Here is a 14,296-nt window from a genome sequence, read left to right as displayed (position 1 = left end):
CCAGACTATATGTACTCATGGCCGGCGGTTAAGGTATCCCAGGCACAATTTTAGTATATGTTATACGTTTTAATTCTGTTAATTTTCGTCTTGCCACAACCAAATCGCCTGGTGATTAATCCGGGTAAAAGGCATTTAAATAAATCAGATATGATGAAAGCGCTGATACCGACCCTTCTCGTTACAGTACTGGCCGTAAGCTGTGTTGAAGGTGACAAAAACCCTGGGCATTCCGACCCTCATATCTCGCTGGCCGGGGGACAAAAGTTAGAAACGGCAGGCATTGATACCATGAAAGAAGAAGATGAATATGAAGTGGTAAAAACAGAAGCGGAATGGAAGGAGATTCTCACCTCCGGAGAATATCGCATATTACGAAAGCGCGGCACCGAGCTTCCGTTTGTCAACCAGTATTATGACAATAAAGAAGAAGGGGTCTATTATTGCGGGGCCTGTGGACAACCGGTTTTCACCTCCGAAACCAAATATGAATCGGGTACCGGGTGGCCCAGTTTTTGGGAGCCGATTACACCGTCAGTTGTCGGTGAAAAAGAAGATAACAGCCTGTTTATGACCCGCACTGAAACCGTATGCGCCCGCTGCGGATCGCACCTGGGACACGTATTCGAAGATGGTCCCGATCCAACGGGGCTCAGGTATTGCCTGAACTCGCAAGCTCTCGACTTTGAGGCGATGGACCTTTCCTCGGTAGATGCAGAGCAGCTTCCTGTTAAAGAGAAGAATTAACAGCCGGCAGCATACCGAGGATCAGAAATTTTGCCCCCCCCGGATCATCTCAAGCCCAAGGTCCGGACGATCCCGGAGGGCAGATTCACGAAAGGCCATTTAAAATTTTCCCATCGTTCTATCGTTCATAATCTCAGTTGGCCGCGCACTGGCAATCCATTAAAAATAGCTGTATCATTTTGATTATATCTTACCTATGGCTATTATTGCCTGCTGAAATGAGGTATTAACTTTTTAATGAAAAACAGGTGCGAATGTTTTCGAATCACAGAGCAACAAATAGGACACTGGCCCTATTTGCCTTTCTTGCTTCTCTGATCCTTTATCTCTTAACCATGGCCCCTACGGCCAGTTTCTGGGATGCGGGAGAGTTTATAGCTGTTGCTCACGAACTCCAGGTAAATCACCCCCCCGGGGCGCCCTTTTACTCCCTGTTGGGACGCCTGTTTTCGATGTTTATGCCCGCAGGGTATGTAGCGGCAAGCATTAACTTCATCAGCGTCCTGAGTTCCGCCTTAACGGTGATGCTGCTCTACCTGGTGATCGTAAGGCTGGTACGGGAATGGAAAGGAGCCCCAGAACAGATGTTGGATATCGAAAAAATCGGCATGTACGGTGGTGCGCTTCTCGGGGCCTTTACCTTTGCCGTTACCGACACCTTCTGGTTTAATGCCGTGGAAGCCGAAGTCTACGCAGTGTCCATGTTCTTTACGGCCCTGGTGGTCTGGCTGGCCCTGGTCTGGGCCGAAAATCATGATGAACCCTATAACGAACGCTGGCTCATTCTCATCGCCTATCTCTTTGGGCTGGCCCTGGGCGTGCACCTGTTGAACCTGCTGGCTCTCTTTTTCGTAGCGCTGATTATCTATTTCAAGAAAAAAGAGTTCGGCCTGACTTCCTTTACATTGTCAGCCGCAATCGCGTCGGCCGCCTTTTTGGTGATCTACCCCTTCACCGTGCAGTCGCTGCCTTCCATTATGGAGGGCGTTACGCACGCCAGTTACGGGTTAATCGGACCTATTTTCTTTATGATTTTGGTGGCCCTGATCCTTGGGGTTGGTATTTATTATACCCACAAGCATAATCATCGCATGGCTAATATTGCGCTTCTGAGCTATGCCATGATTATCATTGGCTACTCTTCTTATGCGCTCATCTTCATACGTTCGGCGGCCGATCCCCCCATCGATGAAAACGATCCGGAAACAGTAGAAGCCTTTATCAGCTATCTCGAACGCGAACAATACGGCAATACACCGCTTCTGACGGGCAATACCTTTGACAATGAGCAAGGCACGATTAATCGCGAGCAGGAAGCCTTTTTCCCCCGCCGCTATTCCACCAACCCACAACACATGCGGGAGTACGCAAGATATTCGAGCGATCTGGATTTCTTTCTGAGCTACCAGCTGGATCACATGTATATCCGCTATTTCGCCTGGAATTTCATCGGACGCGATGCGGATATCCAGGATGCCGGCTGGCAAAGCGGGTTCACGGAAACGGAACATGAGGACAATCCCGCCCATAACAGTTATTTTTATATTCCCTTCCTCCTGGGACTTTTCGGGATGATTTTTCATTTTCAACTCGACTGGAAAAGAGCGCTTTCTGTGCTGGTCCTGTTTCTGATGACCGGTGTGGCTATTATTGTCTTCCTTAATCAAACCCCTATGGAACCGCGCGAGCGGGACTATGCTTATGTGGGATCATTTTTTGCGTTTTCCATATGGATTGGCATGGGGGGCATAGGCTTGATCGAATTAGTTAAAGAACATCTTAAATCCAGTAAACTGGCTGCGTATGGTATACTTGGCCTGCTCTTCTGTGCTTCTCCCCTGTTGATGGGCGTACAAAATTTTAACGATCATGATCGCAGTGAGCGCTATGTAGCCCCCGACTACGCCTATAACCTGCTGCAGTCGACGGCTCCCAACTCCATCCTGTTTACCAACGGCGATAACGACACCTTTCCGCTGTGGTACCTGCAGGAAGTGGAAGACGTTCGCACGGACGTGCGGATCGTGAATCTGAGCCTGCTGAACACCGACTGGTATATTAAGCAGCTGCGTGACCAGTGGTCGCATGAATCCCCCCCGCTCCCCATCTCATTTACCGATGAGGAGATTGAACAGATGACCAGTAATCTCTCCATGCATCAACCGGATACGATATCGATTCCTGTTGACAAAGAGCTGTTGAGACAGGCATTTTCCGATACTAAAAAATATAAAGAAACCATCGGGGTCACCCCGGACACCTCCCTGGAAATCTACACCCAAGGGATCGACTTCGGCATTCCGGTGGACTCGTTGGACGATGAGGTGTCCTGGTATTACGAGGGGCGTTCAGCGGGACAGGGCCCCCAGGGTAACACCCGGCACTACACCCAGGTGCAGGATGAAGTTATTTTAAACATCCTCCGAAATAACAAGTGGCTGCGTCCCGTGTACTTTGCCAATACGGTCTCATCACAAAGCCAGCTTAATTTACAGCCTTACTTCCGGTTTGAAGGCAAAGCGTTTCGTATAGTCCCCCAACGCCACGATGACGCCGGATACGGCTGGATTGATCCCTCCATCCATGCCAAACGGCTGGAAAACTTCAGATTCAGGGAATGGAATAATCCCGATGCCTATTTTGACGAAAATATCAGGCGTATGCTGGGTAATTATCGCTTTAGTATTACGGAACTTGCTTCCAAATACAGGGAAATCGGTAAGCCAGACAGTGCCCGCTACTGGCTGAACTGGGGAGAAGAACGTATCCCCTTTAATGTAACCGGCAATAATGTCAATTCGATCACCCTCTATGCCTACAGTTATGCCAGTGCAGGTGATGACAGCAGTGCCGTTGATCTGGCCCAGAAGGCGGAGGAGACACTTATGACAGATCTGAGGGAAAATATGAGCAAGTTTGATGAAATTCAGCAACAGCTGTCAGCCGCTGAAGCCGAGTTGGAAGCGGCCCGCGAAAATGCCGATATCGGGAAACGACAGGAGCTGGAAAGCCGGATGCAGCAAATATCTTCACAGCGGCAAAGAGTTACCCAGGATGTCTCTTTTGCCATCAGTCACCTCACCATCGTCCAGCGCATTTATTTTATGGCCGACCTGGATGACCGGGCAACGGAACTTGCAGAGGAAGTGGATTCCATAACCACCGCTCGTATTTCTCTTCCCTCTACCCGGGAAGAAAACAAGCAACAGTTCGATCAGTTCCAGCTCGATTAACCTGCATTTATCACACATGTATCGGCCAATACTTAAATTTCTTATTCTAATTTGCACGTTGTATATTTTAGGAAGTTATAATCGTCAGCGAATGAGATCCTGATTCAATGGTCCACGAGTTTACCAAGGAAAATATTGATGCTATAGCCGAAATACTTCAGACCGAGGCAAAACCGCTGGGTAATGATGTGTTCCGGCTGGAAGTTAAAAATGAGGAAGAGGGTCGCAGGCTGGCTCTTGAAATTCACCTGGGGATGGAGGTTAACGGCGAAAGGCTTAATATGGTTTCGGTCTATGCCCAGAATACCTTTCTACAGCTGCATAACTGTACCGCTTTCATTGCCAGCGACATGCTGAAACAGGTTACTTTTTTCGGTCGTCAGCAGGATCGCACCTCAGGTCTGATCATTGAGCAGGGGGCGGGATGCAGCTTATACGCCAATGTGGGGGAAACCATTTTGAACAGTGATTTTACCCAGCTGCCCGAAGATCTGATGATGTGCGCAATAGCCCTCTCCCTTACGGAATCCATCGATCCCGATACTTTTTCATTTGATGAAGACTGAGTAGATGGCTGAATCGAAGGCCAACATCGAGCTCTTCAACCAAACGGAGCAATCCCTGCCCTTGTCACCCTCCGATTGTGAAGCCATTGTTTCAACAATCATGCGCCACGAAGGCTGCTCTTTTGACTTTGTGGAGGTGGTGTATGTGGATGAAGATGAAATCGTTCGTATCAACAGGGAGCATCTCGAAAGAGCGTATGTCACAGATATTATTTCTTTTCGCTATGATGACGAAGAACCAGATGACAGGGAAGGTATTCAGGGAACGCTGTTTTGTTGCGCTCCCCGTATCAGCGAGCAGGCCAGGGAATTCGCTGAGCCGGAAAAAAAAGAATTTCAGCGTATTCTTATCCACGGACTTCTGCATCTGGTGGGATACGGTGACCAGTCAGAAGAGGAGAAACATACAATGACCTCCAGGGAAAATTTTTATCTTGAACATATCGTATGATTATTCGAAGATTATCAGCATATGCAAGCATGTGTTTATACCATCTGTAGCTTCAGGGTTTTTTGATTAACATATTGATTTAAATAGTGATAATAACAAGAATCATCTGTAAGGAGCTGCTGCCAAATAACTGTTAACTGATAACCATTTCCCACAAACGATATTCCCCACGTGTATAATCCTGGCCGCTGAAGAAGTCATAAAATGATACCTATTCCATGAGTGAACAGCCATTAGATGATAATCAAAAAGACACAAACCGGGCGCTGCGGGTAGCCAAGAAGAAAACCCGGGAAAAGGCGCGGGCATTATGGCAACTTCTTGTAGCATACAGCAAAATCGATCAGCTGTCGGCCGCTTCGAAACCGGTACTAAAGGCCCCTGCCCGGCAGCAGCGTCATAGTTCTACCGTTTTAACCCTGCTTTCCCTGTTTCCCTGGGTGCTGCTGCTCACGTTTATCATCTCTTTTTTTTGGGATTTCAACGGGCTTGCCGTAACGGCGTTTGGTTATACGCTTCAGTTCGAGGGCCTGCTACGGATTATCAGCGTAAGCGGATTGATCGGATTTTTTACCAACTGGCTTGCCATTACCATGCTTTTTAAACCGGCACAAAAACGCCCTATTCTTGGACATGGACTTATTCCCGCCCAAAAGGATCGCATTGCCTACCGGCTGGCGCAGGCCGTCTCCGAGGATCTTATTAATCCTGAAATTATTAAACAAAAAATAAGTGAGTCGGGCATTATCAGCCGCTATCGTGAGCGGTCTACTCGTTATATTAAAGGCATTATTGATGATCCGGCCTTCCGGGAAGATCTGAAAAGCTGGATGGTCAGCTATATCGATGAAATGATTGCCGATCCGGAAATCCGGGGCGCCATTGCCCAGCGCATCCTGCTTCAGATTGAAGAAGCTGTGCAGGACAAGTCTTTTGAAAAAGTAGCCCTCAAGACCTATTCGTTTATAAAGGGACAACAGATGCAGCACATTATAGAAGAAGCGCTGGTACAAATTCCCGTTTCGGTAGAAAGCGGGCTTGATAAACTGGACAGCCTGCTCGACCGGCTCCCGGAGACCATTGACGATCACAGTGAGTCTATAGAGGATATTGTTACTACCCTCCTTCACAAGTTGGTAAATCAGCTTAACGTGCATAAGTTGGTTGAAGAAAACCTGCGCAGCTACGATGAGCAGCATATATCGAATATCATCCGAAATGCCACGAATGAGCAACTGCGCTATATACAGTATCTGGGGGCGGTATTGGGACTCATTGGCGGTTTCATCATCTGGGAACCGCTGTTAAGTATTGCTGTGCTGGGTACTATCTTTCTGGTTATTTTGGCGCTTGATCAACTATTATTCCAGCAGAGTCAATGAAAGTAGATTCCCCTTATCTCGTAACACAATATCCGGAAGCAAGTCCTTAGATGAAATTGATCTCAATGCAGGAATAACATCCGTCCGATCTTGGGTTGTGGGCCGCACGGAGAACAGTTCGCGCGAACTGCCCGCCCGTACATACGCTTATCTGAGCGACCGGAGGGAGCGAGTTTTGCCTTTTTACAGGTTTGCGCTGATTAGGCTCAGGCGAAGAACCCTCAGGTGGTGAGTTTTGCGCACCTTTTGATCATTCAAAAGGTACTGTATGATTAAATATGTCAAAAGATGCAACAAATCATCGTTACAAGTAATTTATTCATCACAATCTTCTATGTTTTAAAGAGGGAATAGACTGTCGGACCTCTCTGATGCGGGCCGGGTCAATGGTTGCGCAAACAATTCCCGGTTCACTCCCGGCATCGGCGATGATCTCCCCCCAGGGATCCGCGATCATGGCATGTCCCCACGTCTTCCTGTTACTGCCATGCAGCCCTGTCTGGGCGGGTGCGAAGACATATGAAGTATTTTCTATGGCCCGGGCTCTGAGCAAAGGGCTCCAGTGATGCTTTCCCGTCGTATAGGTAAAAGCGGAGGGAATGGACAAAATTTCGGCCCCACGATCAACCAGTGCCCGATAATATTCCGGGAAACGCAGGTCATAACAGACCGAAAGTCCCCAACTTCCTATGGTTTCATCGGTATATACGGCCGGTTCGGTATTCCCGGCGTCTACGTATGTCGACTCATTGTACACTTCATTCCGTGCCAGCGACACATCAAAAAGGTGTATTTTGTCGTAACTGATTAATTCTTTTCCATTCGGGTCGTAGAGCGTGGAATGATTATAGACCTTGTCACCTGAAGCGGGTACAGGGTAGCTCCCTCCCATCAGATAAATCGAAAAATTTTGGGCCGTTTCCGACAAAAAAGCGGATGTTTCCTCTGCAATCGTTTCCGCATGCTCTATCCGCATGGAAAGTCCCCCTAAAAAAGCAAAATTTTCCGGCAGTCCCACCACCCTCGCTCCCTGGTCCACAGCCGCTTTAATATAGATATAGGCCTGATCCAGATTCTGTTCCAAACGGGTCTGGCTATTCATCTGAACAACAGCGGCTTTATATTTGGATTCAAACATAGCTTCCGGGATATTTTATTAGATGATAACCTGACTGCAGATGTTCCCACTACGCCCAAGGTCTCGCTGAGCAGAAAGTTATATAAGCTTGTCCTTCGAAGAGCTGGCCGCCAAGTTAATTGGCCGAAGCTTTATGCGAACGAAAATGATATCACGTAGGACAACCTTTAGCACGGCAAGGTCTGCAGGTAAAAGCTGCCGATTTTGTTTACCCTTGTCAAGGATTGATTTTATTATGGGATATTGACTACCAATTATGCGGATATAGCTTTTCGGGCCGGTATTTGGTGTCCATATTGTTATCCTGCCGGACCTCCCGGTCGTCTGAAGACGGCCCTGTGCCAAGTATTTCTAAACCAAAACCTTGGGCTTAAATTAATTCTCAAACCTCACGTTCTTTTACAAGCCCCATAACTTTTTTCTGCTGTTGCAGTTTTTGCTGTTTACGGAAAGCCTCGCTCCTCTCGGCATATCGTCCATAAAAAACGCCGTAATAGGTTTTGCCATTTTCTTTTACGATTTCAACCCGTGACTCTTCGATTGTACAGGCAAAAGAAAGGGCTTTTTTGCCCCTCTCAAAAGCACCAAGCTGAATGGTATAAATCCGGTCGGTCTCTTTTACCGAAGAACTATCTTGTTCATCTTTGCTTGCGAGATAGAGATTAACCCGGGCAACTCCGGTACCGGTCATGCCCAGTATATCAGCAGCTTCTCTGGAGAGATCAATAATCCTTTCCGCCGAAAAAGGTCCCCGGTCATTGATACGCACCAGCGCAGAACGCCCGTTATCTCTGTTTTCTACCCACAAAAGTGTATTAAAAGGCAGGTTGGGGTGGGCAGCGGTTAAATCATGCATATCATAGCGCTCGCCGCTTGCGGTAGATCTGCCGTGAAAATTCGCTCCATACCAGCTGGCTTTTCCCGCTCCCAGCAGTGAGGATACCTCGGCAATCCTGTTATAGGACAGAATAAACGGCTTGGCTTCATCTGACAACCTATGTCCCAACTCGGGTAACCCGGGTGAGGATCCCCGGTCCCCCCCGGGGTTAAATGACTTTACCCGGACGGGAATTTCTGAATATTTAGTTGAAAAGTATTTAACAGTACTGCAAGAGCTCAATATCCATACTATTGGACATAACAGTAAAACGGTTATCCGCATTCTATGACTCATCAATTCATATTATCTTCCCGCAACAAGCAGCGAGCAATATATGCCCCTGTTGATAAAAATATCTAATGCATTTACTCTTTCAACAGCCTCATATCAAGCCGCTTGCCGCTTTCATCAATCTGCGGGCGACGCAGCGGAATATTCATCGCCCCGCTCTGCTCCATCTTGTCAAAGAGACGCTCCCGCCACCGGGCTATTTGATCCTGGTAAGCGGGCACATCGATCAGGTTGTGCTGCTCGTGCGGGTCGGTCTTAAGATCATAAAAACCGTCTTTATCCCACCTGCCGTAGTAAAAGATGTACTTATATCGATCCCCGCGCAGGGCAAACATGGTGGGGGTTGCGGGGAAGTTCCACTCCCAGAAATACTCATAGAGAAATTCCTCCCGCCAGGGAATGCTTTTCCCCTCCAGCAGCGGCAAAAAAGAAGAGCCGTCGGCATCCATCTCTTCAGGCACCGGCATGCCGGCGGCGTCAAGGATCGTCGGACCCACATCAAGATTGAGCACCATCTCTTCCACGACCGTGCCCTCATCGATGGTCCCCGGCGCATACGCCAGCATGGGTACGCGGATGGAAGGCTCAAAAGCATCGCGTTTGTCATAAAAGCCGTGTTCTCCCAGGTAAAAGCCGTTGTCCCCCATATAAATCACAAGGGTCTTTTCAGCCAGATCGTTTTCATCGAGATACTCCAGGACCTCTCCTATACTTTCATCCAGCGACAGTGTGGTCTCGGCATACCGGTGATAAAGGGAATCAAAATCGGGGACCGGGTCATTGTCAAAGTTGTTGCCGGGCCACATGTGTTCAATGCCGTGGATGGAATACCTGCGATCATACATCCATTGGGGTTGGCCCTCAATATTTTCTTCGGTCCGGGCCATCCCCTCCGGATAGTCGATAGGCTCGCCGGCATATTGTCCCTCATGCCGCGGTGCCGGCTTAAATTCGTAGTGGACATTTTTGTGAGACAGATACAGGAAAAACGGATGCTCCCTATCCCGCTCGTTCTCAAGCCAGTCAATGGCATGGTCGGTAAGAATATCGGCAATATAGCCCTCATGCGGACTCCGCTCCCCGTTAATATTCAATACCGGGTCAAAATAATTACCCTGTCCCCGGAAGCTCACCCAATGGTCGAAGCCCGGCCGTGGATCATCGCGCTGATGTCCCATATGCCATTTTCCTACAAAAGCCGTTTGCATTCCTTTATCCTGTAAAAATTCCGGGAAGAAACGGGTGCCTTCCGGCACCAGCCGCTGGTTGTCCACCACCCCGTGACGGTGCGCATACTGACCGGTTAGGATCGAGGCACGGCTTGGCGAACAGATGGAGGTGGTCACAAAAGCATTCTTTACGTGTGCCCCCTTCCTGGCCATGCGGTCCATCGCCGGCGTCTCCAGAAACTCCGGGGCCTCCTCCATAAAACTCATAAAGTCATACCGGTGATCGTCGCTGAGGATAAAAATTACATTTTCAATGCCGGGATCCTCAGATTGTCCGTGCAGCGGGGGAACCGCACCCAGCAGAACGCATATGACCATCGTCGCGGCCCATGCGTTCAAAGTCCCAACAGAGGTATAGAAGATATTCAATGGTGTGGGAAGCATAGCAAAAAGGTTCGATATTTTGTAATGTTTAATCATAGGGGAATCTGATGTTCCAGTTTTTTGATCGAGACAACGACTATAATTTACCTGGCAAAGTCTGATTGCTGCCCGATGGCCCTTTCCCCGAGCAGCGGATGAAATACCGGGAATTTCCCCCTGCGAGCAAGATCACTTCCAGAAATAATTATCTGATCAATTAATATAAGAAAACCAAAAGTACGCTCTCCAACCCGGATTCCAAGGTCCTGCTCTGTAGCCATAGTAATACCGGGCAGTTTTAACGTGACCGCATATCGTATGCTTGATTACCTAACGACCATCATCCGGCAGCGTAAAGGCAATAAAGGCATCGCTGGAATTCGTCCCCACCCGGCTGCCCCCGGTGGCGGGAATAACCACATATTGCCTGCCGTCAATCTCATAGGTAGCGGGAAAAGCATCACCCGCAGCGGGCAAGTCATACTCCCACAGGATCTCCCCTGTATCTTTGTCGAAGGCCCGGAACTTTTCATCATGCGTAGCCCCTATAAACACGAGTCCCCCCGCCGTCACCACTGACCCGCCGAGGTTCTGCATCCCCGTAACCGGGAGCCCCCGCTGGCTCAGCTCTTCGTATTCACCCAGCGGTACTTTCCATACCCGTTCGCCGCTGCTCAGGTCAATGGCATTGAGCGTACCCCAGGGCGGCTTAGTTGCGAAATACCCTTCCTGGTCCGTGAACTGATTATAGGCCATGTCAATGGCATAGCTGTAGGACGTCTTTGCATCAGAGACTTCTTCAGGGACGGAAATGGATCCATCCGCATCCACATCCGAAAGATAGGCGACGATCGATTCTTTTTCCTCTTCGGTCAGCTGGGGAAATGAAGGCATGAACCCCTGACCTCTTTCAATTGTCTGTATAATTTCGGATTCCGAGAGACGCTCGTCAACATTCGTCATCGACGGGTACTCCGTAGGCTGCTGTCCCCCGGGCGTGCCGTGACAGGTTGCACAATTTACCCGATATATATTTCTTCCCCGGATTACGGGATTATCTGTATCCATGGAAGGCACTTCAATTTTACTGAGCGAGAAGCTGGTCCCAAAATCGTTGACATTCACATAGAGCATATTACTTTCCGGGTCGAATGAGGCTCCTCCCCACTCAGCTCCCCCCCTGCTTCCCGGATACACAAGCGTTTCCTGTTCTCCCAACGGTGTAAACGGTCCCTCGTAACGCATCTCCCTGAATCGCTTCAGCGCATATTCCCGGGCTTCCGGGGAGATATCCGTCAGGTCCTCCTCGGTGATATGATGCCGGGTTAAAGGTTCCGGCATGACCGGCACGGGCTGCGTGGGCCAGGCTTCCTCTCCTTCGATCGTGGAAGCCGGGACCGGGCGTTCTTCCACCGGGAAGAGCGGTTCCCCGGTTTCACGATCCAGAATAAAAAGCAACCCGTTTTTTGTAACCTGAGCCACGGCATCCACGTCCTGCCCCTCTTTTTTTATCGTCACCAGGCTGGGCGCCGCGGGCAGGTCGTAATCCCACAAATCGTGATGGATTATCTGGTAGTGCCAGATGCGCTCGCCCGTGTTGGCATCCAGTGCCAGCAACGTATTGCCAAACAGGTGCTTCCCCTCACCGCGCGTGTCCGGCGTATAGAAATCCGGGGCGGCTGAACCCGTAGGCACATATACGACTTCACGTTCTTCGTCCAGGCTCATGCCCGCCCAGTTATTCGCTCCCCCCGCCAGCTGCCAGGCATCCGCTCCCCATGTATTGTGACCAACATCCCCCGCCTGCGGAATCGTGCGAAACGTCCACTCGATAGCCCCGCTTTTCACATTGTACGCTCGGATGTGTCCCGGTGCCGCCCCTTGACCTTCCCCGGTGCTGGACCCCAGGATAAGCAAATCGTTGTGGACAACCCCCGGAGAAGTGGCCCGAACGGAAAGCAGGCCCGGGTCCCGCCCCAGTCCCGCTCTCAGGTCCACCGTTCCCTCGTCTCCAAAGTCTGCCATCAACGAACCGGTCTCCGCGTCGAGGGCGTATAACTTGTCATCTGCCGTCAAGAATATCCTCCGGTCATCGCCCTCTTCATCTTCCCAGTATGCGACGCCCCGGTTTACCGCCACCGGTTCTTCACCTTCCTCAGCGAATGGATCAAACACCCAGATCTCTTTTCCGGTGGCCGCATCCAATGCCGCAACCTTGATACCGGGTGTAGTGACATACATCACGCCATCCACAATGATCGGGCTGGTCTGACTGCCGGGCTTGCGCGCATCCCCGGAGTGATAGGTCCAGGCTACTTCAAGCCGGTCAACATTCCCTTTGTTAATCTGGTCCAGCTCCGAGTAGCCAGTGCTTCCCTTGTCCCCTTTGAATACCTCCCAGGTCCGGTAGTTTTTGCCTGCCTCCTGTTGTTGTCCCTGACATGCCGTTAAGGTAAACAGAAGAAAAATAGTCCCAATACAACTATAAATACAGAATTTATCGGAGCCAGTGCAGTAGATCTTATTCACGGATTCTTTGAATTATGTTGTGGTATATGCAAAAGCAATGAACACGCTATACGTATGCTATTCATTCGTTTATGAGGGTTATGCAAACCGTTCTTTTGGGCAATCACTTATATTTTTGGGAATTTAAAATCCTCACATGCCTTAACGTTGGGGTTTTGAATTCTCCCAGACTTTGATGTTGATCTGAATTCCTGGTTTATAGGCTTTCTTTGTGTTCGCTCTGCCCCTGGACTAAAAATCTGTCTCTGGACTAAAAAATAGCATCCTATTATACAGAAAGATACAACACTCTCAAAAACGAAATTAAGTTTTTGTTTTTCTGTATATTAGAGCGTTATAGAAACAGATATTTTGTTCAAAATCAGAAAGCGGTTCGAACCTCAGCATATAGCCCTATGGTGAGGATATCTACCGATCATTAACGCCGACATTGGACAAAAGACCGCTTTTGCGAGCCCTCTATTGCTCATCCCACACAGGGACGCTGAGACCATTCAAATCCCATACGATTTTTCCGTCACGTATCGTTAGTTCGGCCTGTAGTTTCTGAGTACCTTCTATTTTCTGATCCCGTGCGTCAACAAAACCAAATGTTCCTTCCAGTAGCTTGAATACGGCAATATCAGCCACCGCGCCCTCACTTAAATGTCCCAACTCTTTGCGATGGATTACCTGTGCCGGCCTCCAGGTGGAGGCCCTGATCACCTCTTGCAACGACATACCTATATTAAGATACTTTGACAGGACATTGGCCATATTTTTCATACCATCGTTCATGCTTCCCGTGTGCAAATCCGTACTGAAGGTCGTTGGTTTCAATCCCTGTTCAAATGCGGGTATGGCCGTAGAAAAGGAAAAGCTGCCTCCGCCGTGCCCGACATCAAAGATGAGGCCCCGCTCCCGGGCTTCCAGCATGCCCTCGCGGAGTTGGCCATTGTCGTGGATCACCGCCTGCTCATCTCCACTGGCTCCCCCGAAAGCATGGGTGTAAATATCTCCCGGCCGAAGCACCTCTAAAAACAGCGTATCCAGCGGTACCGCCCCTCCTATATCCACCATAACCGGTATCCCAGCCTGTTCTCCGGCTTCCACAGCCCGTTGATAAGCTTCCCAGCCCGGACCGCTGTAATGAGCTATCTTAACGCCGACAATTTCCGGGTTCCTGCGGGCAGCCAATGCCGTCATCCTTGAATTCATGTCATCCAGATTCTGCTCCGGCAGTCCACTCATCCCGTCACCTACAATGTTGAGAAAGGCAAGTACCCGGGTATCCGCTCGCTCTATTACCTGATTTTTGAAATGAGTAAAATTACGCCATCCCGCTCCTCCTGCATCTACGACGGTCGTTACCCCGGCCCGGAAGGTAAAGCCGTCAGGCGGAAGGGCGTTAAAGCCATTACTGTATGACCGGTTGGGTTCGGTGCCGTAGTAATTATGAGTGTGGAGATCAATCAGTCCCGGCGTGACATACAATCCACTGGCGTCAA

At 49.5% G+C, this 14,296-nt stretch carries 11 protein-coding genes; 5 read left to right on the top strand and 6 right to left on the bottom strand.

Annotated features, from left to right (window positions below; genetic code table 11):
• The first annotated feature begins 150 nt into the window (after positions 1-150).
• The 5 genes from msrB to ACESLU_RS05670 all read left to right on the top strand — a co-directional run bounded on the left by msrB (position 151) and on the right by ACESLU_RS05670 (position 6,379).
• Positions 151-747 carry a peptide-methionine (R)-S-oxide reductase MsrB gene (msrB, locus tag ACESLU_RS05690; protein ID WP_372636365.1) on the top strand — a complete coding sequence of 199 codons (597 nt, stop codon included), beginning with the start codon at positions 151-153 and terminating at the stop codon, positions 745-747.
• 254 nt (positions 748-1,001) lie between these two features.
• Positions 1,002-3,980 carry a DUF2723 domain-containing protein gene (locus tag ACESLU_RS05685; protein WP_372636362.1) on the top strand — a complete coding sequence of 993 codons (2,979 nt, stop codon included), beginning with the start codon at positions 1,002-1,004 and terminating at the stop codon, positions 3,978-3,980.
• A 107-nt stretch (positions 3,981-4,087) separates the two neighbouring features.
• A complete protein-coding gene (locus tag ACESLU_RS05680; RefSeq protein WP_372636359.1) occupies positions 4,088-4,546 on the top strand; it encodes a hypothetical protein in 459 nt (152 codons plus the stop codon).
• A gap of 4 nt (positions 4,547-4,550) precedes the next feature.
• Positions 4,551-4,997, top strand: a complete 447-nt coding sequence (gene ybeY / locus ACESLU_RS05675) for an rRNA maturation RNase YbeY (protein WP_372636356.1) — start codon at positions 4,551-4,553, stop codon at positions 4,995-4,997.
• A 218-nt stretch (positions 4,998-5,215) separates the two neighbouring features.
• Positions 5,216-6,379, top strand: coding sequence for a DUF445 domain-containing protein (locus ACESLU_RS05670; protein WP_372636353.1), 1,164 nt, complete (start codon positions 5,216-5,218; stop codon positions 6,377-6,379).
• Between the two features lie 322 nt (positions 6,380-6,701).
• Here the strand turns inward: ACESLU_RS05670 and ACESLU_RS05665 are convergent, their stop codons facing one another.
• The 6 genes from ACESLU_RS05665 to ACESLU_RS05640 form a co-directional block, all read right to left on the bottom strand.
• The gene (locus ACESLU_RS05665) at positions 6,702-7,517 is read right to left on the bottom strand and encodes a carbon-nitrogen hydrolase family protein (protein ID WP_372636351.1); all 816 of its coding nucleotides are present in this window, start codon (positions 7,515-7,517) and stop codon (positions 6,702-6,704) included.
• A 382-nt stretch (positions 7,518-7,899) separates the two neighbouring features.
• On the bottom strand, positions 7,900-8,511 hold the full coding sequence (locus tag ACESLU_RS05660) for a septal ring lytic transglycosylase RlpA family protein (RefSeq protein WP_372636348.1): 612 nt from the start codon (positions 8,509-8,511) through the stop codon (positions 7,900-7,902).
• 251 nt (positions 8,512-8,762) lie between these two features.
• On the bottom strand, positions 8,763-10,337 hold the full coding sequence (locus tag ACESLU_RS05655) for a sulfatase (protein WP_372636346.1): 1,575 nt from the start codon (positions 10,335-10,337) through the stop codon (positions 8,763-8,765).
• A gap of 47 nt (positions 10,338-10,384) precedes the next feature.
• Positions 10,385-10,561: a hypothetical protein gene (locus ACESLU_RS05650; protein WP_372636343.1), complete on the bottom strand. Its 177-nt coding sequence runs from the start codon at positions 10,559-10,561 to the stop codon at positions 10,385-10,387.
• Positions 10,562-10,610: 49 nt separating this feature from the next.
• On the bottom strand, positions 10,611-12,809 hold the full coding sequence (locus ACESLU_RS05645) for a PQQ-binding-like beta-propeller repeat protein (protein WP_372636341.1): 2,199 nt from the start codon (positions 12,807-12,809) through the stop codon (positions 10,611-10,613).
• A 459-nt stretch (positions 12,810-13,268) separates the two neighbouring features.
• A partial coding sequence (locus ACESLU_RS05640; protein WP_372636338.1) for an amidohydrolase family protein occupies positions 13,269-14,296 on the bottom strand: 1,028 nt, incomplete at its 5' end.

The organism is Fodinibius sp., from assembly GCF_041642155.1.
Taxonomy (GTDB): Bacteria; Bacteroidota; Rhodothermia; order Balneolales; family Balneolaceae; genus Fodinibius.
The sequence above is the reverse complement of the archived record's forward strand: the minus strand, read 5'-3'. Positions and strand labels throughout refer to the sequence as shown.

Coding starts and splice junctions, on each gene's coding strand:
- msrB (WP_372636365.1), top strand. CDS start 151: ATGATGAAAGCGCTGATACCGACCCTTCTCGTTACAGTACTGGCCGTA.
- ACESLU_RS05685 (WP_372636362.1), top strand. CDS start 1,002: ATGTTTTCGAATCACAGAGCAACAAATAGGACACTGGCCCTATTTGCC.
- ACESLU_RS05680 (WP_372636359.1), top strand. CDS start 4,088: ATGGTCCACGAGTTTACCAAGGAAAATATTGATGCTATAGCCGAAATA.
- ybeY (WP_372636356.1), top strand. CDS start 4,551: ATGGCTGAATCGAAGGCCAACATCGAGCTCTTCAACCAAACGGAGCAA.
- ACESLU_RS05670 (WP_372636353.1), top strand. CDS start 5,216: ATGAGTGAACAGCCATTAGATGATAATCAAAAAGACACAAACCGGGCG.
- ACESLU_RS05665 (WP_372636351.1), bottom strand. CDS start 7,517: ATGTTTGAATCCAAATATAAAGCCGCTGTTGTTCAGATGAATAGCCAG.
- ACESLU_RS05655 (WP_372636346.1), bottom strand. CDS start 10,337: ATGATTAAACATTACAAAATATCGAACCTTTTTGCTATGCTTCCCACA.
- ACESLU_RS05650 (WP_372636343.1), bottom strand. CDS start 10,561: ATGGCTACAGAGCAGGACCTTGGAATCCGGGTTGGAGAGCGTACTTTT.